This is a genomic window from Mesorhizobium sp. Arg314 (genome assembly GCF_053714275.1).
The window spans coordinates 122,346-145,144 of the sequence record NZ_JBSKBP010000007.1; the positions used below are offsets into that span (position 1 = coordinate 122,346).

Here is a 22,799-nt window from a genome sequence, read left to right on the forward strand (position 1 = left end):
CTTGTGGTCCTCATGCCTTCGTCGCGCCGGCAATCAGCGCTTCAAGTTGCTTTTCGACCTCCAGCCGCGCCTTCAGTTTGCCGGCAAAATCGGCGCCCGCCGCCTTCGCGGCATCTGGCAGCGTGTCATATTCGCTGAGCGCCTTGGCGTAATCGCCCTGATTGACCGCAACTTCGATGCGCGCCACGGTTTCCGGCGCCCCCTTGCCTTCGACGGCGCCGACCGGCCGCACCTGAACCAGCGATTTCGCGCTCGACACCAGGCTCTGGAAGAAACCGGCGTTCTGGTCGACAGGCGTCGCCGCCTCGACCATGGCATTGGCCGCGGCATCGACTTCCGAAGCGATGACGGCGCGGGTCGGCACACCCTTCTCGGCATAGGACCGCAGCGCCGCTAGCTCCGGCGCATCCGGCGCGATCGCCGCGAAAGTGTCGAGCTCGGTGGCAAACGGCGCGCCGCGATCGAGCGCCGCCTTCAGCGCCGATGCGGCGATCGCCAGCGCAATCTTGGGCTGCGAGGCCTGTGCCTCGACCTTGCCGGAGAGCTGCGACACGGACTGCTCCAGCGCCGCTACCCGGCCCTCTTCGGCCTTGGCCGCGTCGCCGGACGATTTCACCAGCGCGTCGAGCCCGGCGAGCTTCTCGTTGAGCGGGCCGAGATCGACAGGCGCGGCCATGCCGTTCTTCCGCAGGTCGGCAATGGTCGTCTCGATCTGGCCGACCTTGTCGCCAAGCGCCTTGAGCGCCGTGCCGTCGCTGCCTTGCCCTGCCGAGGATTTCAGTGTCGCGACATCGGCCTTGACCTGCGCGAGCGCCGACGAAAGACCGTCGACTTTGGCGGCGGCGCCGGTGTCGCCGCCTTCCTTCAACCCCGCGACCTCGCTCTTCAGCGAAGCGATCTCGCCATTGACGCCATCGAGCGAGCCGCCGTTCGACCCCGGCGCGCCAAGCAGGCCGACCGCCTGCAGCAGGCCGGCGCCGGCAAGCGCAATCACGCCGCCGATGACGCCGGCGGCGATGGCGTTGACGCCGGCTTTGCGCGATGGCTGTGGCACGCGATCCTCGCTTCGTATCTCGCTTGACTTCGATGTCGGGGCGCCGGCCGCGGACGCGTCCTCGAAATTATATTCGAAGCCCTTGGGCTGGCTTTTCGGTGCGTCGGAACCGCTGGGATACGGCGCTTCGGCTTCGTCTTTGCCGGCCTCAGGCTTGTCAGCCGCCGCCTGCGCAGCGTCGCTATGCTCCCATGGCTCGATATCGGCCTGCTCGGCATGGATCGGCTCTTCCGGGGCTTCCGGTTGCGAAGCGGCGACGGCTTCTTCCGCCTTCGCCTCGTCGGTCTGCCCGGCATTGGCATCGGCCTTGCTGGCCCCGGCCTTGGCGGCATCCTCGTCGGTGATTCGCGAGACGGCGCCGGGCTCGAGTTCGATGGTCACCGGCTCGCGCCGGGTCTTCGAATGTCGCATCTTCGGCGTCTTGACCATGCTTTGGGCTCCGCGAACTGGCTTGTGGATGGTTCAAAGGGTCCAGGAGATGCTCTAGCACATCACCAAGCGGTGAAAAGGGGCGGTGTGATGACGCGGCTCAGCCCGGCAGCGACAAAAGCGCCAGCAAGGCATCTTCCTCGGGCCGCGACGCGATGCGGATCGTTTGACGGACAACACCGTCCAGCGGCTCGGCAACACGCGCCGAGAGTGCCAAAAATTCCGCCTTTTCAAAGACATGCCGCAGGGCTGGTCGCGCCATCAGGTTGACCAGCGCCGCGCTGGCCTTGGCCGAATAAAGCAGCGCTGCCTCGACCGGCAGGTTCGACAACCGGGCAAGCACGTCGGCATCGTCATAGTCGATCCCGGCCGTGTCGTAGGTCTCGATCGCCTGGACTTGCACCCCCGCCATCGCCAGCCGCTGCTCGAACACCGGGAAGCGAACGCGGCCGCACAAAAAGACGATCGCTTTGCCGGCGAGGCCGCCGGCGATGGCGTCAACCAGCGCTTCGGCATCGCCAGGGCCTTCCGTGACGGATAAAAATCCCACCGCGCGGCAGGCCTCAGCCGTTCTTTTTCCAACCGCGTGGCAAGGCAGGCTCACAAGCGCCGCGATCATTTCCTTCGATGCATGACGCACCGCATTGGCGCTGGTAACAGTGACCGCCACGGCATCGGCGCCGATGGCCGCCTCGACCGGCAATGCGCTCGTTTCGGTCAGCGGCAGCAGCACAGGCTGAAATCCCTCGGCTTCAAGGCGTCGTGCCGTGCGCGACGCGCCAGGCTCCGGCCTCGTCACCAGGACGCGGACCATGTCAGGCCCAGCCGTCGAAGAATTTCGCGCCGGCCCTGGCGCGCACCGTCCGCGCGGCGTCCAGGCCTATTTCCGCCGCGTCCGCGGCCTCGCCTTCCAGTCGCACCTCATGCGATTCCGTGCCGTCAGGCGAGATGATCAGCCCGGCAAAGGAAAGTTTCTCGCCCGATACCGTCGCATGGCCGGCGATCGGCGTGCGGCACGACCCGTCGAGCGCCGCGAGGAAGGCGCGCTCGCAGGTGAGCGCCTGACCGGTCGGCACGTGATGGATCGCCGCAAGCATTTTCTCGACGTCGCGGTCGCCGACGCGGGTTTCGATGCCGATCGCGCCTTGTCCCGGCGCCGGCGGGAAAGCGTCCAGCGGCATCAGGTCGGTGACGACATTTTCCAGCCCGAGCCGCTTCAGCCCGGCATAGGCGAGGATGGTGCCGTCGGCGACGCCCTCGTCCAGCTTGCGCAGCCTGGTCTGCACATTGCCGCGGAAGATCACCACGTCGAGGTCCGGCCGCATCCGGCGGATCAGCGCCTGGCGGCGCAGCGATGACGATCCGACCGTCGCGCCATGCGGCAGGTCGGCGAGCCGCTTTACCCGCTTGCCGATGAAAGCGTCGCGCGCGTCCTCGCGCGGCAGGAAAGTGGCAAGCTCCAATCCGTCGGGCAGCACCGTCGGCATGTCCTTCGACGAATGCACGGCGATGTCGATACGGCCGTCGAGCAGCGCCTCCTCGATTTCCTTGGTGAACAGGCCCTTGCCGCCGGCTTCCGAAAGCGGCCGGTCCTGGATGCGGTCACCGCTGGTCGAGATGGGCATCACTTCGAACGCCTGCTCGGGCAGGCCATGCGCCTGCATCAGCCGCGCGCGCGTCTCATGCGCCTGGGCCAGTGCCAGCGGGCTGCCGCGTGTTCCGATTTTCAAAGTTTGCATGGCGCGCGGTCCGTGATAACCCCCGGCAAGCGAGGTCTGCCGAGATTCAGGTCAGGCCGAGCCGAAAATGGTGGGTTCTGAGAACCGGAGCGGAGCGTACTTGAAGTACGTGAGCACCGGAAGCGCAGGAACCCGCCATTTGCAGGCCGGCATCACCTGAATATCGACAGACCTCCGGCGACACAATCTTCATGGACAGCGACCAATTGATCCGCGTTCTGGGCATTGAGACGAGCTGCGACGAGACAGCGGCCAGCGTAGTGGCGCTGGACGGAACCGCCGCGCCCGAAATCCTGTCCAATATTGTACTGAGCCAGATCGAGGAGCATGCCGCTTTTGGCGGCGTCGTGCCCGAGATTGCCGCGCGCGCCCATGTCGAGGCGCTGGATGGCATCGTCGAAGCCGCGCTGGCCGATTCGGCGGTGTCGCTGGACGAGATCGACGCGATCGCCGCCACGGCGGGGCCGGGCCTGGTCGGCGGGCTGATCGTCGGGTTGATGACGGCCAAGGCGATCGCCGCCGCCGCCAACAAGCCGCTGATCGCCATCAACCATCTGGAAGGCCACGCGCTGACGGCGCGGCTGACCGACGGCCTCGACTTTCCCTACCTTCTTCTGCTCGTCTCCGGCGGCCACACCCAGATCGTCGCGGTGCGCGGCGTCGGCGATTACCAGCGCTGGGCGACCACCATCGACGATGCGCTCGGCGAAGCCTTCGACAAGACGGCCAAGATGCTTGGCCTGCCCTATCCCGGCGGGCCGAATGTCGAGAAGGCGGCGGCCAGCGGCGATGCCCGCCGCTTTGCCTTCCCGCGTCCGATGAAAGGCTCGGCGCAGCCGGATTTCTCCTTCTCCGGGCTGAAGACGGCGGTGCGCCAGGCGGCGACGGCGATTGCGCCGCTGGGCGACCAGGACGTCGCCGACATCTGCGCCTCTTTCCAGGCGGCGGTGGCCGACGCGCTGGGCGACCGTGTCGGCCGCGCCCTTGCCCGCTTCCGCCAGGAATTCCCCGACCAGGCAAAGCCGGCGCTGGTTGTTGCCGGCGGCGTTGCCGCCAACCGCACGATCAAGGCAACGCTTGAAGCGCTTTGTTCGCAAGCCGGCTTCGCCTTTGTCGCGCCGCCGCAAAAACTCTGCACCGACAATGCCGCGATGATCGCCTGGGCCGGCATCGAGCGGCTGCGCGCCGGCATCGCCGGCGAAAACACCGCCGACTTCGTGCCGCGTTCGCGCTGGCCGCTCGACAGCGTTTCCACGCCCCTGGTCGGCTCGGGCCGGCGCGGTGCCAAGGCATGACCGCCGGGCGATCCGCGAGCGGCTGGCGCGTTGCGGTGCTGGGCGGCGGCGCCTGGGGCACGGCGCTGGCGCTGGCCATGCTGCGTGCCGGCCATGATGTCCGGCTTTATGCGCGCGACGCCGAAACCGTCGCCGCCATCGCTAGGGGCGAGAACCCGCGCTATCTGCCCGGCATCAAGATCGCGTCCGGCATCGCGGCCACCGGCGATATTGCCGCGGCACTCGACGGCGCGGACTGCGTGCTCGCCGTGACGCCGGCGCAGGCGCTGCGCGCCGTCCTGGCCACCGCTCGAAACCATGTGCCTCAGGGTGTGCCGCTGGTGCTCTGCGCCAAGGGCATCGAGCGCGACACCGGCGCGCTGCTGTCGGCGATCGTCGCCGAAAGCCTGCCGGACAATCCCGTGGCCGCGCTGTCCGGTCCGAGCTTCGCCAGCGATGTCGCGCGCGGCCTGCCGACCGCCGTGGTGGTTGCCGCTCGCGAGGCGGAATTGGCGGCCGAGCTTGCCGCCCGCTTCTCGGCGCAAAACCTGCGCTGCTATTCCAGCGACGACCTGATCGGCGTCGAGATCGGCGGCGCGCTGAAGAACGTCTTTGCGATCGCCGCCGGCGCCGTCACCGGCGCCGGGCTCGGCGCCAGCGCCCAGGCCGCCATGGTGACGCGCGGCTTCGTCGAGTTGCGCCGCATCGGCGCCGCCTTCGGCGCCAGGCCGGAGACGCTGATGGGGCTTTCCGGCCTCGGCGACCTGTTGCTCACCTGCTCGTCGTCGCAGTCACGCAATTTCGCCTATGGCCTGGCGCTCGGCCAGGGCAAGCCGCTGGCCGGCCTGCCTCTGGCCGAGGGCGTGCCGACGGCGGGCATTGCCGCCCGCATCGCGACCGAGCGCCAAATCGAGGCGCCGATCATTTCCGCCGTCGCGGCCATCCTCGACGGCAAGGTGACGATCGACCAAGCCGTGACGGCGCTGATGACACGGCCGCTGAGAACCGAGACCGACATCTGAATCATCGGAGTTTTGAAGATGCTGTTTGCGTTGATTTGCAAGGACAAGCCGGGCAGCCTGCAGCTGCGCGTCGACACGCGGCCTGCGCATGCGGCGTTCCTGGAAGGCCTGATCCGCGAGGGCAAGCTTGCCTTTGCGGGGCCGTTCCTCGGCGCCGACGGCAAGCCGGACGGCAGCCTGGTGATGATCGAGGCGCCGGACATGGCCGGGGCGCAAGCCCTGGCTGCCGCCGATCCCTATGCCAGGGCCGGCCTGTTCGAAAGCGTCGAAATCCGCGCATGGAGCTGGGTCTTCCAGAAGCCCGCCGGCGCATGATCGTTCGCGGCGCGGCCGCCCTGCGCCCTCTCGCCGCAGCGACGGCGACAGGCTAAGGGTAGCGGCGACGAGAACGCCGTGCGTGGCGATCCGATGATGCGATGGGACAACTGATATGAACTACTGGCTGTTCAAGTCCGAACCCTCGGTCTTTTCCTTCGAGGCGCTGAAGGCGAAAGGCAAGGCCGGCACGCAGTGGGACGGCGTGCGCAATTACGCCGCCCGCAACAACATGAAGGCGATGCTGATCGGCGATCTCGGCTTCTTTTATCATTCCAATGAAGGTCTCGACATCGTCGGTATCGCCGAGGTCTGCGCGCTGGCGCACCCCGACACCACGACCGACGATCCGCGCTGGGAATGCGTCGACATTCGCGCCTTCAAGGACGTGCCGAAGCCCGTGACGCTGGAACAGGTCAAGGCCAATCCCAAGCTCGCCGAGATGGCGCTGGTCCGGCTCGGCCGGCTTTCCGTGCAGCCGGTGACGCCGGCCGAATGGAAAGAAGTCTGCCGCATGGCCGAGCTCAACCCGGCGCCGTGACCAAGCTTACGCCAGGAAGCGCGAAAAAGTTCATCCTCGACAACACCGCGCTGATGGCCCCGCCGCATGTGCCGGAAGTGCTTTTGCATCTCGCCGACGAGGCGCATGATCTGTGGTTGCGCACCGAGGAGGAGCTGGCCGAGATCGGTCTGCCGCCGCCCTTCTGGGCCTTTGCCTGGGCCGGCGGCCAGGGCCTCGCCCGCTATGTGCTCGACAACCCCGGAACCGTGCGCGGAAAACGCGTGCTCGATTTCGCCTTCGGCTCGGGCCTCGTCGCGATCGCTGCGATGAAGGCCGGTGCCGCGGTCGTGATCGCCACCGACATCGACCCGTTTTGCGAGACGGCGATCGCGCTCAACCTCGAAGCCAATGCCGTTGAAGCGCAATTCTTCGGTACGGATTGTGTCGGCACCGACGATGGCTGGGACGTCGTGCTTGCCGGCGACGTCTTCTACGACAAGGCCTTCGCCGATAGGCTGCTCCCTTGGTTCGCGGGCTTGCAGGCGCGCGGCGCCGAGATCCTCATCGGCGACCCCGGCCGCGCCTACCTCCCCAGGACCGGACTGCGATCGCTTGCCGTCTACCAGGTCCCGGTGACGCGCGCTCTGGAAGACGCCGAGGTCAAGCGCACGACCGTCTGGCGCCTTGCTTGACGCGATGAGCGAACAAGCGTTCCATCGCATTTCGATTTGGAGGGGAAAAGCATGGATTTTTCGGTCGTGAACTGGCTGGCGGTGATCGTCGCCGCCGTTGTCGCATGGTTGTTCGGCGCCGTCTGGTACATGGGCTTGAGCAAGCCCTGGATGAACGCAGCCAGGCTCGACCCGGCTACCATGAAGCGCTCGGCCGTTCCCTTCATCGTCAGCTTCATCGCCGAGCTGGTCATGGCGCTCGTCCTGACGCTGGTGGTGGGCGCGATGACCGGCGGCGAGCCGAACCCGATCGCGGGCTTGCTGTTCGGCTTCGTGCTCTGGCTCGGCTTCATCGCCACCACGCTGACCGCCAACCACCGTTATCAAGGCTTCGGCTGGGCGCTGACGCTGATCGATGCCGGCCACTGGCTGGGCGTCATGCTGATCATCGGGGCCGTGATCGGCTGGTTCGGCGCGCCGGCCGCGCCGGCGGGCTGAAGGCCTTCTCAGGTCGGCGTCTTCGCCACTTCGTCCAGCAGCCATTCGCGGAAGGCGCCGACGCGCGCGTCGTCCTTCGCGGCCTCGGGATAGACCAGGAAATAGGCGAATTCGGGCGCGACCTTGATGCCGAGCTCGAAGGGCCGCACCAGGCGCCCCTGCGAAAGATCGTTAGCGACCATGGCAAAGTCGGCGAGCGCGACGGCATTGCCGTCGAGCGCCGCCTGCGTGGCGTCTGTCGAGGACCCGAAGACCAGCGTGCGGCTGTCGTCGAAATCGTCGACGCCGGCCGCGTGCATCCACATGCTCCAGTTCGGCCAGGTCACGCCCTGCCGCGACCATTCGATATGCGCAAGCGTGTGGTTGAACAGATCGCGCGGCTCTTTCAACGCCGGACCTGACGCCAGCAACGCCGGGCTGCATACGGGAATGATGATGTTTTCGAACAGCCTGTGCGCGCAAAGCCCCGGATATTTGCCTGCGCCGAAGCGGATGCCGATATCGACATCGTCGCGCTCGAAATCCCTGACGTCGTAGGTGATGTCGAAGCGCAGCTCGATACCGGGCTTCTGCTGGCGGAAATCGTCGACGCGCCGCATCAGCCACTTTGTCGCGAACTGGGCGTCGAGCGTCACTTTCAGCAATGAGGTTCCGCGCGTCAACTTGCGAGCGCGGCTGACGGCGCGGTTCAACAGGTCGAGCGCATCGATTGACGCGTCGTTAAGCACGTTGCCCGCTTCCGTCAGCCGGATGGTGCGGCTGGTGCGCGTGAACAGCACCAAATCGAGCTGATCCTCGATTTCCTTGATCTGGTGGCTGACCGCCGCCGGCGTCAGGCCTAGCTCGTCGGCGGCGCGGGTAAAGTTGAGATGCCTGGCAGCCGCTTCGAACGTCCTCAGCGCACGCGTCCCGGGCAGCAGCTTGGACATGCAATCTCCAAATAAAACTTGATGATCAGGAAAGAACTACTCGTTTCCCGTTTGTTTTTCAATCCGGCATGATGGCTTCATCGAAACACCATCAAACCGGATTTGATATCCGGAGAACACGGATAGCGCCATGTCTGAGATAGTTTTGAAGTCTCACACCACCCTGAAATCATCCCTGCCGAACTGGCTGCAGGCAACATTCGACTGGCTGCGCCAAGCGCGTGTCGCCGCCCGGCTTCCGCTCGAATCGATAGAGGACCTTTCGGACCACCAGTTGCGCGATATCGGCGGCGAGCGCCGCGACGTTGCCAAGGCGATGGACCGGGAACTGCGCGAGATCGGGCTTCTGGGCACCGGTTGGCAGCAACCGGGAAAGAGGCAGTAAGGGATTAGGCAGTAGGCAATAGGGAAAGAGACACCTACTGCCTACTGCCTACTGCCTACTGCCTACCGCACCACCCTCACCACCGTCCTATCCGACAACAGCGGAAGCAGCCTTGCCATGGTACGCGCCGTCACCGCCACGCAGCCCTGGGTCGGCGTGAAGCCCGGCCGGGCCAGATGGAAGAAGATCGCGCTGCCGCGGCCGCGACGACGCGGCGCGATGTTCCAATCGAGCACCAGGCAGACATCGTAGAGCCGGTCGTCGCGCCGCATCCGCTCATGGCTCGCGCCGTAGGGAATCTTGACCGGCCGATTGTAATTGCGGTCGTCAGGCACCTCGCACCAGCCGAGATCCGGGCCGATGGGGGCCATCGGCACCCTTGTCCTGCGCCCGCCCGGAAAATGATCGTTGCGGAAATAGCCCGACAGGATGCGCATCGACGCCAACGGCGTCGCGCCATCCCCTTCATGCTTGTTGGCTAAGATGCCGCCGCGCCCCAAGGCGCAGGGAAACACCGTTTTGCCGGCTTGCAGGAACCCTTGCGCGGGGTTGCCGGGGCGTGCCCGCACGACCAAAACACTTAAGGCTTTCGGCAAAAATGCGCCCGCCTCATTGCGCGCGCGTTTTTTCTTGTATGATTGGGTCACGGAACAAATCACTGTGATCGGCTGTTGCGCCGGTGAGCTTCCGCATAAATGGGGGGAGGTCAACTGAATATTCTTTTTAAAACAACGGATTGATCCATGACATCTCGCACCATTCTGATCGTTGATGACGACGACGACCTGCGCGCCACCCTGGTGGAGCAGCTGGCGCTTTACGAAGAGTTCGACGTCCAGCAGGAATCGACCGCCGCAAAAGGCGTCGCTGCGGCGCGCGGCGGCGTTGTCGATCTGCTCATTATGGATGTCGGCCTGCCCGACATGGACGGCCGCGAGGCGGTGAAAATCCTGCGCAAAGGCGGCTACAAGGCGCCGATCATCATGCTGACCGGCCACGACACCGATTCCGACACGATTCTGGGCCTCGAAGCTGGCGCCAACGATTATGTGACCAAGCCCTTCCGCTTCGCCGTGCTGCTCGCGCGCATCCGCGCCCAGCTTCGCCAGCATGAGCAGAGCGAGGATGCGACCTTTTCGGTCGGCCCCTATACGTTCAAGCCCAGCCAGAAACTGCTGATCGATCCGCGCGGCGCCAAGGTGCGGCTGACCGAAAAGGAAGCCTCGATCATCAAATATCTCTATCGCGCCGACCAGAAAGTGGTGACGCGCGACGTGCTTTTGGAAGAGGTATGGGGCTACAATTCCGGCGTCACCACGCACACGCTGGAAACCCATGTCTACCGGTTGCGCCAGAAGATCGAGCGCGATCCTTCCAATGCCGAAATTCTTGTGACAGAAAGCGGCGGCTACAAGCTGGTTCCTTAAACATTTCATGATCTAGAGCAATTCCGGGAAAAGTGTGAGGCGGTTTTCCGTCCGGAATTGCGCCAAACAAGCAGACAGAGCGGTCGGGGCGGGACCGCTTCGGGTTCGATGCTGGTGCTGGAGGGTGACGGATCGGCTCGATGGATGCCTCGCACGGTGTGCAGGCTGCAAGTGTTGGAGCGTTCTTGCGCGTCCCATAAGAACGCGCCGCTCCAAAGGAGGGACTGGACTGACCGCTCGGGGACACAGCTAGGATGGCGCTGGATGACGACATCCACATCCTGTCCAGTGTGAAGCTTTTCCAGGGCTTCACCCAGGAACAGCTGCGCCTGCTCGCCTTCGGCGCCGAGACCACCGTCCTGCAGGCCGACCATAAGCTCTACCGCGAGGACGACGTCGCTGACTCTGCCTATATCGTAGTCAGCGGCTTGATCGCACTCTATCGGGAGCTAGGCGGCAAACGCGTCCCGATCGGTACGGCAGGCCCAGGCACCATGCTGAGCGAACTGGCGCTGATCGCCGATACCAACCGGCTGACCAGCGCCTCGGCCGCGGTCGACTCCGAAGTGATCCGATTGAGCCGCAAGATGTTCCGCCGAATCCTGGAAGAATATCCGGAGATCGCGGTGCTGTTGCATGAGCGCATCCTGGAGGAATTCCAGCAGATGATCGCCCGCATTGAGAAACTGGCGCCGCGCTTTACGGGGTGATGCACAAGAGACGACCCGAAGGACAGCTGCCCCTTTCCCCAACCGCCACCGCGCGTCAATCCAGATCGAACCGCGCAATAACCGGCACGTGATCCGACGGCTTTTCCCAGCCGCGCGCCGCCTGCAGGATCTCGTAGCCGGTGAAATCCGGCACCAGGTTGGCGGACGACCAGACATGGTCGAGGCGGCGGCCGCGGTTGGAAGCTTCCCAGTCCCTCGCGCGATAGCTCCACCAGGTGTAGAGCTTCTGCTCGGCCGGCACGTTGAGCCGCATCAGGTCGATCCAGCCGCCGCTTCTGCGCATCGCCTCGAAGTTTTCCGTCTCGACCGGCGTGTGGCTGACGACGTTGAGCAATTGCTTGTGCGACCAGACGTCATGCTCCTGCGGCGCGATGTTCAAGTCGCCGACCAGGATTGACGCGGATAGCCCGTCCTGGCTCGCCGGCATGCCGTTCATCTCATGGACGAAGTCGAGCTTGTGCCTGAATTTGCGATTGATCTCCGGATCCGGTTCGTCGCCGCCGGCCGGCACGTAGAAATTATGCACCAGCAGCGACTTGCCGCCCACCTGCACCCTGACCGACAGATGCCGGCTGTCCTCGATCTCGCAGAAACGCCGCTTTTCGACCAGCTCTATCGGGCGGCGAGCGACGGTGGCGACGCCGTGATAGCCCTTCTGGCCGTGGAACAGGATGTGCTCGTAGCCGGCCTTGCGGAAGGCCTTTTCCGGGAAGAGCTCATCGGGGACCTTGGTCTCCTGCAGGCACAGCACGTCGGGCGCATGCTCTTTCAGGAGCCGCTCGACGATCGGCATGCGCAGGCGCACGGAGTTGATGTTCCAGGTGGCGATGGTGAAGGGCATGCGGCGAGGTCCGGCAACAGATCGCCGATCTAGTGCCAGCCGTGCGCCGTAAAGACAAGCCAGGCTATATCTCAGAGGTCAGCGCCGTCCCTCGTTGCAGCTGCGATCGGCGATGCCAGGTTCCTTCTCCCCGTTCACGGGGAGAAGATGGCGGCAGCCAGATGAGGGGCGGCCCCGGCGTGGCCCGAAAGAGCTCCGGAGCGGCGAAAGACCTACCGCGTCTTGGTATTCAATTCTCTATTCGCCGTATAGTCGATCGCGAAAGTGTCGGCCGGGAAGCTGCCGCCTTCCTTGACGTTGAAGATCATCACCGTCGTGTCCTTGCCCTGCGCGTCGGTGATCGTCCACTGGCGCAGTTCGTAGGTCTTCGGATCGAACATCATGGTGATCATCGCATTACCGAACACCGACTTGTCGGAGAGCTTGATCGTGGTGAGGTCGTCCTCTTCCTTGACGGCCTTGACGCGCCCGCCGGAGAGGTCGATCCGCTCGTCGAGCAGCAATTTCAACGGCGTCTTCGACAGCGGGTAGAGGTCGGAGGTGTTGAGCTTCTTGTTGAGGATCACCACCGACTTGCCGTCGGAGATCACGCGGAAGTTCGAGGAGCCGTCATAATTGAAGCGGATCTTGCCTGGCCGTTCGAGGAAGAACTTGCCGCCGGTCTGCTCGCCCTTGGGGCCGAACTGGACGAACTCGCCGCTCATCGACCTCACCGAGGAGAAATGGTCGGCGATCTTCTGCGCCGCCGGCGGCACGGCGGCCTGCGCGGCGGCCACAAGCTGGTAACCCGGCACGAGGTTGAGAGCGGCAGCTCCGCCAAGCATCAGGCCGAGGCCGAGAACCTGGCGGCGCGTGAGGGCGAATTCGGTCTGGGTCTTCATCCCGGTCACTTCCTGTGATTCGTGTGGTGGCAGTATCTGGACTCCCAGTAGGGCTTAAGTTTGGCGGGTGCGCGACAGCTTCGCCGCATGAACGCGCCAGACGATTTCCGGTTGCCTGCCGACCCGAGTTGACGCCTCGCCGGGTCAAGGGTTTGTCGAGATCGAGGTCACCTGAATATCGATAAACCCTAGAATTTGTCGTCCTCCGTCGGCACCAAAATCTCGCGTTTGCCGGCATGGTTGGCCGGGCCGACAATGCCTTCCTTCTCCATCTTCTCGATGATCGAGGCGGCGCGGTTGTAGCCGATGCCCAGCCGGCGCTGGATGTAGCTGGTCGATGCCTTGCCGTCGCGCAGCACCACTGCCACCGCCTGGTCGTAGGGATCGTCGGAATCCTCGAAATTGCCGCCGCCACCGCCGCCGGTCCCACCCTTGCCCGACGGACCGTCCTCGTCGTCTTCCTCGTCGTCCTCGGTGATGGCGTCGAGATATTCCGGCACGCCCTGCAGCTTCAGATGCCCGACGATCCTCTCGACCTCGTCGTCCGAGACGAACGGGCCGTGGACGCGCTGGATGCGGCCGCCGCCCGCCATGTAGAGCATGTCGCCCATGCCGAGCAGCTGCTCGGCGCCTTGCTCGCCCAGGATGGTGCGGCTGTCGATCTTCGACGTCACCTGGAAAGAGATGCGGGTCGGGAAATTGGCCTTGATGGTGCCGGTGATGACGTCGACCGAGGGACGTTGCGTGGCCATGATGACATGGATGCCCGCAGCGCGCGCCATCTGCGCCAGGCGTTGCACCGCGCCTTCGATGTCCTTGCCGGCCACCATCATCAGGTCGGCCATCTCGTCGATGATGACCACAATATAGGGCATCGGCTCGAGATCGAGATCCTCGGTCTCGTAGATCGCCTCGCCGGTCTGGCGGTCGAAACCGGTCTGCACCGTGCGCGAGATTTTTTCCCCCTTCTTCTCGGCCTGCTGCACGCGCGCGTTGAAGCCGTCGATGTTGCGCACGCCGACCTTGGACATCTTGCGGTAGCGGTCCTCCATCTCGCGCACAGTCCATTTCAGCGCCACCACCGCCTTCTTCGGATCGGTAACGACGGGCGTAAGCAGATGCGGGATGCCGTCATAGACGGAAAGTTCGAGCATCTTCGGGTCGATCATGATCAGCCGGCATTCCTGCGGCGTCAGCCGATAGAGCAGCGAAAGGATCATGGTGTTGATGGCGACCGACTTGCCCGAGCCGGTGGTGCCGGCGACCAGGACGTGCGGCATCTTGGCGATGTCGACGATGACGGCCTCGCCGTTGATGGTCTTGCCAAGCGCCAGCGCCAGCTTCGCCTTGGTCGTCTCGAAGTCGCGGCTGGCCATGATCTCGCGCAGATAGACGGTCTCGCGCTTGGCGTTGGGCAGCTCGATGCCGATGGCGTTGCGGCCCGGAACGACGGCGACGCGGCAGGCGATCGCGCTCATCGAGCGGGCGATGTCGTCGGAAAGGCCGATGACGCGCGAGGATTTGATGCCGGGCGCCGGCTCCAGCTCGTAAAGCGTGACGACCGGACCGGGCCGTACATGGATGATCTCGCCCTTGACGCCGAAATCCTCCAGCACACCTTCGAGCAGGCGCGCATTCTGCTCCAGCGCGTCCTTCGACAGGCTTGGGTCCCTTGCGACGTTCTTCGGCTCCGACAGGAAATGCAGCGACGGCATCTCGAACGTGTCGGAACCGATCAGCGAGGTCTGCGCCTCGCGCTGGATGCGGGCGCCCGGCACGGGGCGCGCCGCCGGCGCCGCGACGCGAGTCGCCGCGTCGGAACGGAAATTCTGCACCCTGGTCGGCGCGGCGCGGCGCTGCATGGGCGACTCGTCATCGAAGTCGTCAAGGCCGACGTCCTCGTCGTCGCCAAAAATGTCTTCATCGACCGGATCTACCGAAGCACTTCGATCATTGACCATGGCGGCGAAGAATTCCGGTTCGACGCGGGCGCGGCCGCCCGGGCTCATGCGGGCCTCGGCGAACTCGGCCGATTCGACCCGCTCGGCGGCGCGCCGCCAGGCGCTGGCCTTCGGTTCCATCGGCGGTTCGAACTCGTCGCGCTCCTGCCTGCGGCGCGCGGCGCGGCGATGCATCCAGGCGCGGAACGACAGCCACCAATGGGTGATGGCGCCGAGCGCGAGTATGCCCTCGTCGCCTTCGTCCTCGTCCTCGTCGAACAGCATCTCGTCCTGCTCGCGCGGGTCGGGCCGGGCGGCGCGCTCCATGACGGCAAAGCCGTTCTTGCGTGCGATCAGCGCCGAGCCGTAGGCAAACAGCCACAACATCGGCACCGCGAGGATGACCGCGATAATGCTGGCGAAAAGCCCTTTCGGATAGCCGCCGACCGCGATGCCGGGGATCTTCAGCACCATGTCGCCGAAGACGCCGCCGAGGCCGGTGGGCAGCGGCCAGGTGTTGGGCGGCGTCACGCAGCCGGCGATGGCCGCGGCAGTCAGCGTGAAGCCGAACCAGGCAAAGCCGCGCTTCGGCAACTTGTCGACGCCGCGCGCGGAAAACAAAAGGAAGCCCCAGATCACCGCCGGCACCAGGCCGGCGACGGCGGCAAGGCCGAAGAACTGCATGGCGAGGTCGGAGAACACCGCGCCGGCATAGCCCATGGCGTTGGTGACGACGTTGCTGGTGGCGTGTGAGAAGCTCGGATCGGCCACGTTCCAGGTGGCCAGCCCTGCGATGCCGAAGGCGGTGAACAGGAACAGGCCGGCGCCGACCAGCCGCCCGACCTGGCGCCGCGCGAATGCCTGGATGCCGTGCCCCGTATCGGTCAGCGCGAGCGGTGCTGAAGCGCCTGAACGCATGCCTCTTCCCCGTAATCGTTGCCTGGCCGGGCGCATGGCGCACCTCGGCAGATTCGAACGCCAGACTATCGGGGGGAAGGTTAAAGCCGCATTAACCATGGCCCTTTACCGAGCTTCATCTCCAACAAAGATGGCAGGCCTTGCGGCCCGCCATCCTTTGCTTGAAACGTCGAAACGATTGGGCCCGTGCGGACCCGACCTTCGGCACATCACTTGTGACCGGCATATGCCATCAGGTTGGCGCAGAATTCGGCGTGAGGCTTGCTCATCGCCGCGTCCTGACACTCCTTCATCATCATGTCCTGCTTGTCCTTCGCCGTCGAAGCCCAGGCGGCCTTGAAGTCGGCCTCGGGCTTCATGGTCTTCATGCTGGAATCGGTGAAGAACGGGGCCATGTTGTCCGGCTCATCGAGAGCACCGGCGAGTGCAACGCCGCTCACCATCGAAAGCGCCATTGCTCCCAGGAAGATGTTCTTGATGTTCATCAGGTGGTTCCTTCCCTCTGTCTGGCGAGCGCCACGGTGGCGGTCGCAATCCAGGTACGAAACCACGGGGCCAACGTTTCATGCTGGCGCGATCAAGTGACTGTGATCGAAAGCCTGCGTGGGCGGCAGGCTGGCAAAAAAGGAGGCCCGGAAGGTCGTTCCGGGCCTCAAGGCGTGAGCCCCTTTTGAGAGCATCACGACGGGATCTTGGGAGGGAAAATCCGGGACCGGCGGGAGGAGGATCCGCCGGTCCCGTTGGCGAAGGCGGCCTTACGGCACCACTTCGCCGTGCTGGGTGACGTCGAGGCCCTCGACCTCTTCCTGTGTCGACGGACGCAGGCCGACCAGCGCCTTGACGATGAAAAGGATCACGAAGGTGGCGATCGCCGTCCACAGGATGGTGAAGACGATGCCGTAAGCCTGGATGGCGACCGAGCCACCCTTGCCGGCGGGGTTGATCAACGGATCGGCGAGCGCGCCGGTAAGCAGCGCGCCGACCACGCCGCCGACGCCATGGACGCCGAAGGCATCGAGCGAGTCGTCATAGCCCATGGCATGCTTGAGCTTGACCGCCGACAGGTAGCAGACGACGCCGGCGATGATGCCGACGATGAAGGCACCGGTCGGGTTGACGAAGCCGGAGGCCGGCGTCACGGCGACGAGGCCGGCGACGGCGCCCGAGATGATGCCGAGAACCGAAGGCTTCTTGGCGACGATCCATTCGGCGAACATCCAGGCCAGCGCCGCCGCGGCGGTGGCGACCTGCGTGTTCATCATCGCCGCGCCGGCGAGGCCGTCGGCCGCGAGTTCCGAACCGGCGTTGAAGCCGAACCAGCCGACCCACAGCAGCGAGGCGCCGATCACCGAATAGACGAGGTTGTGCGGCGCCATGTTGGTGGTGCCGTAGCCCTCACGCTTGCCCAGCACGAGCGCGCAGACCAGACCCGCGACACCTGCGTTGATGTGGACGACCGTGCCGCCGGCGAAGTCGAGCACGCCGGCTGTGCCAAGGAAGCCGCCACCCCACACCCAGTGCGCGATCGGCGCATAGACGAAGACCAGCCACAGGCCCATGAAGATCAAGAGCGCCGAGAATTTCATGCGCTCGGCAAAGGCGCCGGCGATCAGCGCCGGGGTGATGATGGCGAAGGTCATCTGGAACATCGAGAAGACGAATTCAGGAATGTTCGATACACCCGGCAGCCACAGGGTCGAGACGGTGATGCCATGGTGGAAGAAGCGCGAGAAGCCGCCGATATAGGCATTCATCGTCGCCGATTCATTGGTGGTGAAGGCCAGCGAATAGCCGAACATGAACCACAGCACAGTCACCAGGCAGGTGACGGCGAAGCTCTGCATGATGGTGGCGAGCACGTTCTTCTTGCGCACCATGCCGCCGTAGAACAGCGCCAGGCCCGGGATGGTCATCATCAGCACCAGCGCCGTCGAGGTCAGCATCCAGGCGGTGTTGCCGGAGTCGAGCACGGGCGCCGGCGTGGCCGGCGCCGCGGCGGTGGCTGCCGGGGCGGCTTGCTGCGCAAAGGCGGCGACGGTGCTCATGGCCAGGAGCGCGAGCGAAGCGGCCGCGCGTCCCGTCGTCTTGAAGGTGGAAGGAATATTCATTGAACTCTCCGTTGGAATTTCTGGTCGCCGCTCAGAGCGCGTCGGTGTCTGTTTCGCCGGTGCGGATGCGCACCGCCTGGTCGATGCCGAAGACGAAGATCTTGCCGTCGCCGATCTGGCCGGTCTTGGCGGCCGAAGTGATGGCTTCGACGGCCTTGTCGACCATGTCGGCCCCGACCGCGACCTCGATCTTGATCTTGGGCAGGAAGCTGACCGCGTATTCCGCGCCGCGATAGATTTCCGTGTGTCCCTTCTGACGCCCGTAGCCTTTGACTTCGGTGACGGTCAGGCCCTGGATGCCGACGGCGGTGAGCGCTTCGCGCACCTCGTCGAGCTTGAACGGCTTGATGATTGCCATCACGATTTTCATAAGGTTTCACCCTTTGCTGTTGCGGTCCCCCGCGTTTGCACACCTTCACCGATCCCGAGGAGAGCCGGAGAGTGCCCAATAGGATTCAAGCTCCGTGCCAATTGCCGAAGCAGGGCGTTAACTTGTTGTAAACAAAGGGAACGGACGGCCCACGCACATTGCTTGTGCGCAAACGCATCGAGCTATCCGATTAAAAAATAGGCAAAAATATGAAAATGCCTACTTAGTAGGCTTTGACCGGAAGCGGGCTCAGCGTTTGAGGCGGATAAGGCCTTCCTGGGCGACCGAGGCGATGAGCGTGCCATCCCGCGCGAACAGCGAACCGCGCGTGAAGCCGCGCGAGCCTTGCGACGACGGACTGTCCTGATTGTAGAGGATCCAGTCGTCCAGCGAATGGCTGCGGTGGAACCACATGGCGTGGTCGAGGCTGGCCGCCTGGATGTCGCGGTCGAAGATGGCGCGGCCATGCGCGAAGGTCGAGGTGTCGAGCAGCGTCATGTCCGAGAGATAGGCAAGCACCGCCGCCTGGATGGCGCGGTTTTCCGGCACTGGGCCGGTGGTGCGGATCCAGATATTCTGCTCAGGCTCCAGCTTCTCGCGGCTTGTGTAGTGCTTCAGCATCACCGGTTTCATCTCGATCGGCCGGTCGCGCTCCCAATAGCGCCTGATGCCTTCCGGCACCGCCTCGCCGAACTTGCCGAGCAGCTCGCGCTGCGACAGCAGCGTGTCGGGCGCCGGCACATCGCGCGGCATCGGCAACTGGTGTTCGAGGCCGACCTCATCCTGCTGGAATGAAGCCTCCAGCGAGAAGATCGCCTGGCCATGCTGGATCGCCACCACCCGGCGCGTGGTGAAGGAGCCGCCGTCGCGGATGCGATCGACCTCGTAGACGATCGGCAGCTTGGTGTCGCCCGGCCGCATGAAATAGCCGTGCAGCGAATGCACGTGGCGTTCCGGCTCCACGGTGCGCTGCGCGGCGACCAGCGCCTGGGCGATGGTCTGGCCGCCGAAGACGCGCTGCCAGTCGACCTTGGGGCTGCGACCACGATACAGATTGTGTTCGAGCTGCTCGAGGTCGAGAATGTCGAGAAGCTCGTCCATGGCCGCTGTCATGTTTGAAATCCTTCAAAGATGTGCCATGGCCGGTTTCGGACATGACGCGCAGGCAGTCAAGGCCCGCAGACGGCAGCCGGCCGAAGCCGCGAAAGGATGATTGCCATGGTCGACCGCAAACCGGATGCAACAGGGACCAATGGAAACCGCAAGGCGCCGCTCGATGTGCTCATAGCCGGCGCAGGCTATGTCGGCCTCACCGCCGCCGTGTCGCTGAAGCAGGCGCGGCCCGGCTTCGCCATCGCCATCGTCGACGCCGCCCCTGCCGGCGCCTGGCAGAAAGACGGCCGCGCCTCGGCCATCGCGGCGGCCGCCAGCCGCATGCTGGAACAGCTCGGCGTCTGGGAGGAGATCGCGCCGGAGGCGCAGGCGATCACCGAAATGATCATCACCGACTCGCGCGCCGCCGACCCGGTGCGCCCGGTGTTCTTGACCTTCGACGGCGAGGTGGCGCCGGGCGAGCCCTTCGCCCACATGGTCGCCAACCGAGACCTCAACGGCGCGCTGCGGCGGCGCGCCGCGAAGCTCGGCATCGATATCATCGAAGGCATGGCCGTCAGCGCCTTCGATACCAACGGCGCCGGCATCACGGTGCATCTGGCCGACGGCGCGACGCTGAAGGCGCGGCTGCTGATTGCCGCCGATGGCGTCAACTCCAGGCTGCGCGACATGGCCGGCATCAAGACCGTCAAATGGGAATACGGCCAGTCCGGCATCGTCTGCACGGTGGCGCATGAGCGTCCGCACAACGGCCGCGCCGAAGAACATTTTCTGCCGGCAGGCCCCTTCGCCACGCTGCCGCTGAAGCCGGGCAAGGATGGCACCAACCGCTCGTCGATCGTCTGGGTGGAGCGCACGCAAGACGCGCAGGCGCTGGTCGAGGGCGACGAGTTCGTCTTCGAGCACGATCTGGAGCAGCGCTTCGGCCTGAAGCTCGGCGAGATCCGCGTTGCCGACAAGCCGCGCGCCTGGCCGCTTGGCCTGACGCTCGCCCGCGCCTTCGTCGCGCCCCGCATCGCGCTCGCCGGCGACGCCGCCCACGGCATCCATCCGATCGCCGGCCAGGGCCTCAATCTCGGCTTCAAGGATGTCGCGGCATTGGCCGAAGTCGTGGTCGAGGCCGATCGGCTCGGCCAGGACATCGGCGCCCTCGACGTGCTCGAGCGCTACCAGCAGTGGCGCCGCTTCGACACGCTGCAGATGGGCGTCACCACCGACGTTTTGAACCGGCTCTTCTCCAACGACATAGGCCCGCTGCGCGCCGTGCGCGACCTGGGCCTTGGCCTCGTCGAGCGCATGCCGAGGCTCAAGGATTTCTTCATCCGCCAGGCCTCGGGCCTGTCCGGGGATACGCCGCGGCTGCTGAAGGGCGAGGCGATTTAGGGGCTCGCGCCTGGCTATCAGCAGAGCAATCGTTTCGTACGAGCGATAGATCACCGAAGTGAGCGCCGCCCCTCATTGCCCTGCCGGTGTCCAGCCGATAGATGGGTAACACTTTGAACCGGATACATAGGTAACAGTTCTCCCCTATTGGTCCGCCGCAGCGCCAAGCGGTTTGGTTGGCGCGGCGCTGCGGCGGACGAGCTTCATGTGCCTGGTGTCGATGATGCCGAGCGGGTGGGCGTGGAAGGAAAGTGCCCATTGGCCGTCCTCGGTTTCGGTAGCGGCGACGGCTTCGCCGGCCAGTGATTGCGAGACATAGATAAAGCCGCCGTTCCATCTGATCTCGCCATTGTGGCGCACGCGGCGGACCGCAGCCTCGACCGGATAGTCGGGTTCGGGTAGCGTTCGCGGCATGGCGCGCCGTGAGGATCGGTAGCGCTGGGCCGGGGTGTCCATGCCTAGCGCCTCATGCGGACGCTCCTCATTGTAGCTACGCCGAAACGCCTCGAAGGCCTGGCCCTGCGCCGTTCTGTCGGCCGCCGGTTCCTCAGCCAACGGTAGCATGGTCAGATGAAAGCGCTCATGGCGTCCGTTCTGCTGCGGCTTGCCGGGTGCGATCCGCTCCAGTGTGATGCCGAGCTTGATGAAACGCACCGCAAGCGGCGTCAGCCCGGTGACACCGACCGATGCGAAGGGCGGACCATTGTCGCTTCTGAAGCGATCCGGCAGGCCATGCTCCTCAAACAGCCGTTCGAACACCGGCCAGGCCTCGCTATCTGCTGTCGATCCCGTCGCTTCGAGCGCCAAAAGGTAGCGGCTCGAGGCATCCATCACCGTCAAGGGTTCGCAACGCCATTCGTCGGCGGTTCGGAACCAGCCCTTGTGGTCGCCAGTCCACACCGCGTTCGGCTCTTGCGGTTCCGGCCACGGTCCGTTGCCGCAGGCCCGCAGGCGTGGCCGCTTGCGGGCGCTGACAAGCCCGTGTCGAGCAAGGATCGCCCCCACCGTCGAGGCTGAAGGCCAGATGAGCTCGGGAGCCGTGCGCTTGAGCCGGGCCACGATCTTCTTGGGCCCCCAAAGCGGATGCGTCTCCTTGGCCGCGACGATCCGCTCCACCAGATTCAGAGCTGTTGCCCGGCCATGATTGAGCGGTGCTCGCGGCAGATCATGCAAACCTTTCGGGCCGAACTCCCGATAGCGACCAAGCCATTTGTACCCGCTCTTGCGCGATATGCCGTAGGCCGCACAAAGCGCGCTCATCGTCTCCTCGCCGGCAAGGCAATCCACTACAAACCGAAGCCGCTCGTCCATGATGCCAGTCTCTCGCCAAACCATCGCCGGTCCTCCGGCGGACAAGAAAACTGTCACCCATGCTATCGGTCCATTCTGTTACCTATCTATCCGGTTCGGACACCGGGCATTTCTCCCCGTATAGTGACGGGGAGAAATGGCTGGCCGCCCTCTCGGTGCTATTCCTGCAACGCTTGGCGATCGGCGAAATCATCAAAGAGAGCGCCCCTCTCCCCGTCGCTATACGGGGAGAGGATGCCGGCAGGCAGGTGAGGGGCGGCGCAAACGATGGCAAATGAGTTGAGCCCGAAGCCACAGCCCCGAATATCGCTACACCCTCAATTCACCTCGAAGCCCAGCTTCTGCCGCAGCCTTAGCATCCGCTGGTCGGCGATCTTGAGGCTCTGCTCGCCGCCCTGCTGCGCGACACGGTTCAGCATCCTGAGCAGATCGTCCCGCTCGTGCGGATCGAGGCGCTCGCGCAGGAACGGCGCCAGCTTGTCGATGACGATCGTCGTGTCGTCGACCTGCGAGGTCGCCCATTTGGCGTAGACCACGGCCTCATCGGTCGTCTTTTGACTGTCGGCGATCTGCGAGATCACCTCGCGGATGACCGCCTCGCGCTGCGGCAGGACCGGGCCGTGCTCCGAAACGATCGCGGTGATCAGCGTCGCCGCCGCCACCACCGGATCGTCGATCGCCGTCAGCGGTGACAGCGCGGCCTGGTTGCGCAATTTCTTGCGGCGCATGTTGCCCTGAACACGTCCGACGACGTCGGCAACCTCACGCGCGGCGTCGCTCAGATATTTCAGCCGGTACCACCAGATGGCGGCCGCCCCGAGCAAGCCAAGGATAGCGATCAGGAACGGCATGCCGAATTCCCCCGAAATCGCGGCGACGATAAGAGAACCGCGGCTCCGCTTCAACACGCAACGGTTGCTGTGGCGAAGAAACGCTGAAGATTTCCCCTCAGAAAGCT

At 64.9% G+C, this 22,799-nt stretch carries 24 protein-coding genes; 10 read left to right on the forward strand and 14 right to left on the reverse strand.

The window, feature by feature from the left end:
* Positions 1-10: 10 nt before the first annotated feature.
* From ACWGS9_RS09845 to hemC, 3 genes are all read right to left on the reverse strand, one after another.
* Positions 11-1,483: a COG4223 family protein gene (locus ACWGS9_RS09845; RefSeq protein ID WP_454505063.1), complete on the reverse strand. Its 1,473-nt coding sequence runs from the start codon at positions 1,481-1,483 to the stop codon at positions 11-13.
* Positions 1,484-1,583: 100 nt separating this feature from the next.
* Positions 1,584-2,297: a uroporphyrinogen-III synthase gene (locus ACWGS9_RS09850; RefSeq protein WP_454505064.1), complete on the reverse strand. Its 714-nt coding sequence runs from the start codon at positions 2,295-2,297 to the stop codon at positions 1,584-1,586.
* A 1-nt stretch (position 2,298) separates the two neighbouring features.
* Positions 2,299-3,222 carry a hydroxymethylbilane synthase gene (gene hemC / locus ACWGS9_RS09855; protein WP_454505065.1) on the reverse strand — a complete coding sequence of 308 codons (924 nt, stop codon included), beginning with the start codon at positions 3,220-3,222 and terminating at the stop codon, positions 2,299-2,301.
* A 209-nt stretch (positions 3,223-3,431) separates the two neighbouring features.
* Between hemC and tsaD the strand changes: the two genes are divergently transcribed.
* The 6 genes from tsaD (at position 3,432) to ACWGS9_RS09885 (ending at position 7,504) form a co-directional block, all read left to right on the forward strand.
* Positions 3,432-4,517 (forward strand): tRNA (adenosine(37)-N6)-threonylcarbamoyltransferase complex transferase subunit TsaD, encoded by a 1,086-nt coding sequence (tsaD, locus tag ACWGS9_RS09860; RefSeq protein WP_454505179.1) that lies wholly within the window; start codon positions 3,432-3,434, stop codon positions 4,515-4,517.
* Positions 4,514-5,518, forward strand: coding sequence for an NAD(P)H-dependent glycerol-3-phosphate dehydrogenase (locus tag ACWGS9_RS09865; RefSeq protein WP_454505066.1), 1,005 nt, complete (start codon positions 4,514-4,516; stop codon positions 5,516-5,518). Before tsaD ends, ACWGS9_RS09865 begins: the two co-directional genes overlap by 4 nt.
* Positions 5,519-5,536: 18 nt before the next feature.
* On the forward strand, positions 5,537-5,833 hold the full coding sequence (locus tag ACWGS9_RS09870) for a YciI-like protein (protein WP_454505067.1): 297 nt from the start codon (positions 5,537-5,539) through the stop codon (positions 5,831-5,833).
* Between the two features lie 115 nt (positions 5,834-5,948).
* On the forward strand, positions 5,949-6,374 hold the full coding sequence (locus tag ACWGS9_RS09875) for an EVE domain-containing protein (protein ID WP_454505068.1): 426 nt from the start codon (positions 5,949-5,951) through the stop codon (positions 6,372-6,374).
* Positions 6,329-7,027, forward strand: coding sequence for a class I SAM-dependent methyltransferase (locus ACWGS9_RS09880; RefSeq protein WP_454505069.1), 699 nt, complete (start codon positions 6,329-6,331; stop codon positions 7,025-7,027). Before ACWGS9_RS09875 ends, ACWGS9_RS09880 begins: the two co-directional genes overlap by 46 nt.
* 51 nt (positions 7,028-7,078) lie before the next feature.
* Positions 7,079-7,504: a DUF1761 domain-containing protein gene (locus ACWGS9_RS09885; protein ID WP_454505070.1), complete on the forward strand. Its 426-nt coding sequence runs from the start codon at positions 7,079-7,081 to the stop codon at positions 7,502-7,504.
* Positions 7,505-7,512: 8 nt separating this feature from the next.
* Here ACWGS9_RS09885 and gcvA read toward each other — a convergent pair whose 3' ends face one another.
* Positions 7,513-8,433, reverse strand: a complete 921-nt coding sequence (gcvA, locus tag ACWGS9_RS09890) for a transcriptional regulator GcvA (RefSeq protein ID WP_454505071.1) — start codon at positions 8,431-8,433, stop codon at positions 7,513-7,515.
* A 130-nt stretch (positions 8,434-8,563) separates the two neighbouring features.
* Here gcvA and ACWGS9_RS09895 point away from each other — a divergent pair, with 130 nt between their 5' ends.
* The gene (locus ACWGS9_RS09895) at positions 8,564-8,818 is read left to right on the forward strand and encodes a hypothetical protein (protein WP_454505072.1); all 255 of its coding nucleotides are present in this window, start codon (positions 8,564-8,566) and stop codon (positions 8,816-8,818) included.
* A 62-nt stretch (positions 8,819-8,880) separates the two neighbouring features.
* Here ACWGS9_RS09895 and ACWGS9_RS09900 read toward each other — a convergent pair whose 3' ends face one another.
* The gene (locus tag ACWGS9_RS09900; protein ID WP_454505180.1) at positions 8,881-9,477 is read right to left on the reverse strand and encodes a L,D-transpeptidase family protein; all 597 of its coding nucleotides are present in this window, start codon (positions 9,475-9,477) and stop codon (positions 8,881-8,883) included.
* A gap of 84 nt (positions 9,478-9,561) precedes the next feature.
* Here ACWGS9_RS09900 and ACWGS9_RS09905 point away from each other — a divergent pair, with 84 nt between their 5' ends.
* The gene (locus ACWGS9_RS09905) at positions 9,562-10,245 is read left to right on the forward strand and encodes a response regulator transcription factor (protein ID WP_040991447.1); all 684 of its coding nucleotides are present in this window, start codon (positions 9,562-9,564) and stop codon (positions 10,243-10,245) included.
* Positions 10,246-10,499: 254 nt separating this feature from the next.
* Positions 10,500-10,955: a cyclic nucleotide-binding domain-containing protein gene (locus ACWGS9_RS09910; protein ID WP_454505073.1), complete on the forward strand. Its 456-nt coding sequence runs from the start codon at positions 10,500-10,502 to the stop codon at positions 10,953-10,955.
* A 55-nt stretch (positions 10,956-11,010) separates the two neighbouring features.
* On the opposite strand, the gene xth is transcribed toward ACWGS9_RS09910, so the two are convergent.
* The 7 genes from xth to tesB form a co-directional block, all read right to left on the reverse strand.
* Positions 11,011-11,817, reverse strand: coding sequence for an exodeoxyribonuclease III (gene xth / locus ACWGS9_RS09915; protein WP_454505074.1), 807 nt, complete (start codon positions 11,815-11,817; stop codon positions 11,011-11,013).
* Between the two features lie 212 nt (positions 11,818-12,029).
* On the reverse strand, positions 12,030-12,698 hold the full coding sequence (locus ACWGS9_RS09920) for an outer membrane lipoprotein carrier protein LolA (protein WP_320215686.1): 669 nt from the start codon (positions 12,696-12,698) through the stop codon (positions 12,030-12,032).
* Positions 12,699-12,886: 188 nt separating this feature from the next.
* Positions 12,887-15,556 (reverse strand): DNA translocase FtsK, encoded by a 2,670-nt coding sequence (locus ACWGS9_RS09925; RefSeq protein WP_454505075.1) that lies wholly within the window; start codon positions 15,554-15,556, stop codon positions 12,887-12,889.
* 209 nt (positions 15,557-15,765) lie between these two features.
* Entirely contained in the window at positions 15,766-16,041 is a 276-nt protein-coding gene (locus ACWGS9_RS09930) for a hypothetical protein (RefSeq protein ID WP_320309154.1), read from the reverse strand.
* 270 nt (positions 16,042-16,311) lie between these two features.
* Positions 16,312-17,601, reverse strand: coding sequence for an ammonium transporter (locus ACWGS9_RS09935; RefSeq protein ID WP_454505181.1), 1,290 nt, complete (start codon positions 17,599-17,601; stop codon positions 16,312-16,314).
* A 94-nt stretch (positions 17,602-17,695) separates the two neighbouring features.
* Positions 17,696-18,034 (reverse strand): P-II family nitrogen regulator, encoded by a 339-nt coding sequence (locus tag ACWGS9_RS09940; protein ID WP_027169082.1) that lies wholly within the window; start codon positions 18,032-18,034, stop codon positions 17,696-17,698.
* A 249-nt stretch (positions 18,035-18,283) separates the two neighbouring features.
* On the reverse strand, positions 18,284-19,147 hold the full coding sequence (tesB, locus tag ACWGS9_RS09945) for an acyl-CoA thioesterase II (RefSeq protein ID WP_454505076.1): 864 nt from the start codon (positions 19,145-19,147) through the stop codon (positions 18,284-18,286).
* Between the two features lie 105 nt (positions 19,148-19,252).
* On the opposite strand from tesB, the gene ACWGS9_RS09950 reads away from it, so the two are divergent.
* Entirely contained in the window at positions 19,253-20,530 is a 1,278-nt protein-coding gene (locus ACWGS9_RS09950; protein ID WP_454505077.1) for a ubiquinone biosynthesis hydroxylase, read from the forward strand.
* 144 nt (positions 20,531-20,674) lie between these two features.
* On the opposite strand, the gene ACWGS9_RS09955 is transcribed toward ACWGS9_RS09950, so the two are convergent.
* Together ACWGS9_RS09955 and ACWGS9_RS09960 are read right to left on the reverse strand one after the other, a co-directional pair.
* Positions 20,675-21,865, reverse strand: a complete 1,191-nt coding sequence (locus ACWGS9_RS09955; protein WP_454505078.1) for an integrase core domain-containing protein — start codon at positions 21,863-21,865, stop codon at positions 20,675-20,677.
* Between the two features lie 293 nt (positions 21,866-22,158).
* Positions 22,159-22,692, reverse strand: a complete 534-nt coding sequence (locus ACWGS9_RS09960; RefSeq protein ID WP_454505079.1) for a hypothetical protein — start codon at positions 22,690-22,692, stop codon at positions 22,159-22,161.
* Positions 22,693-22,799 lie beyond the last annotated feature (107 nt).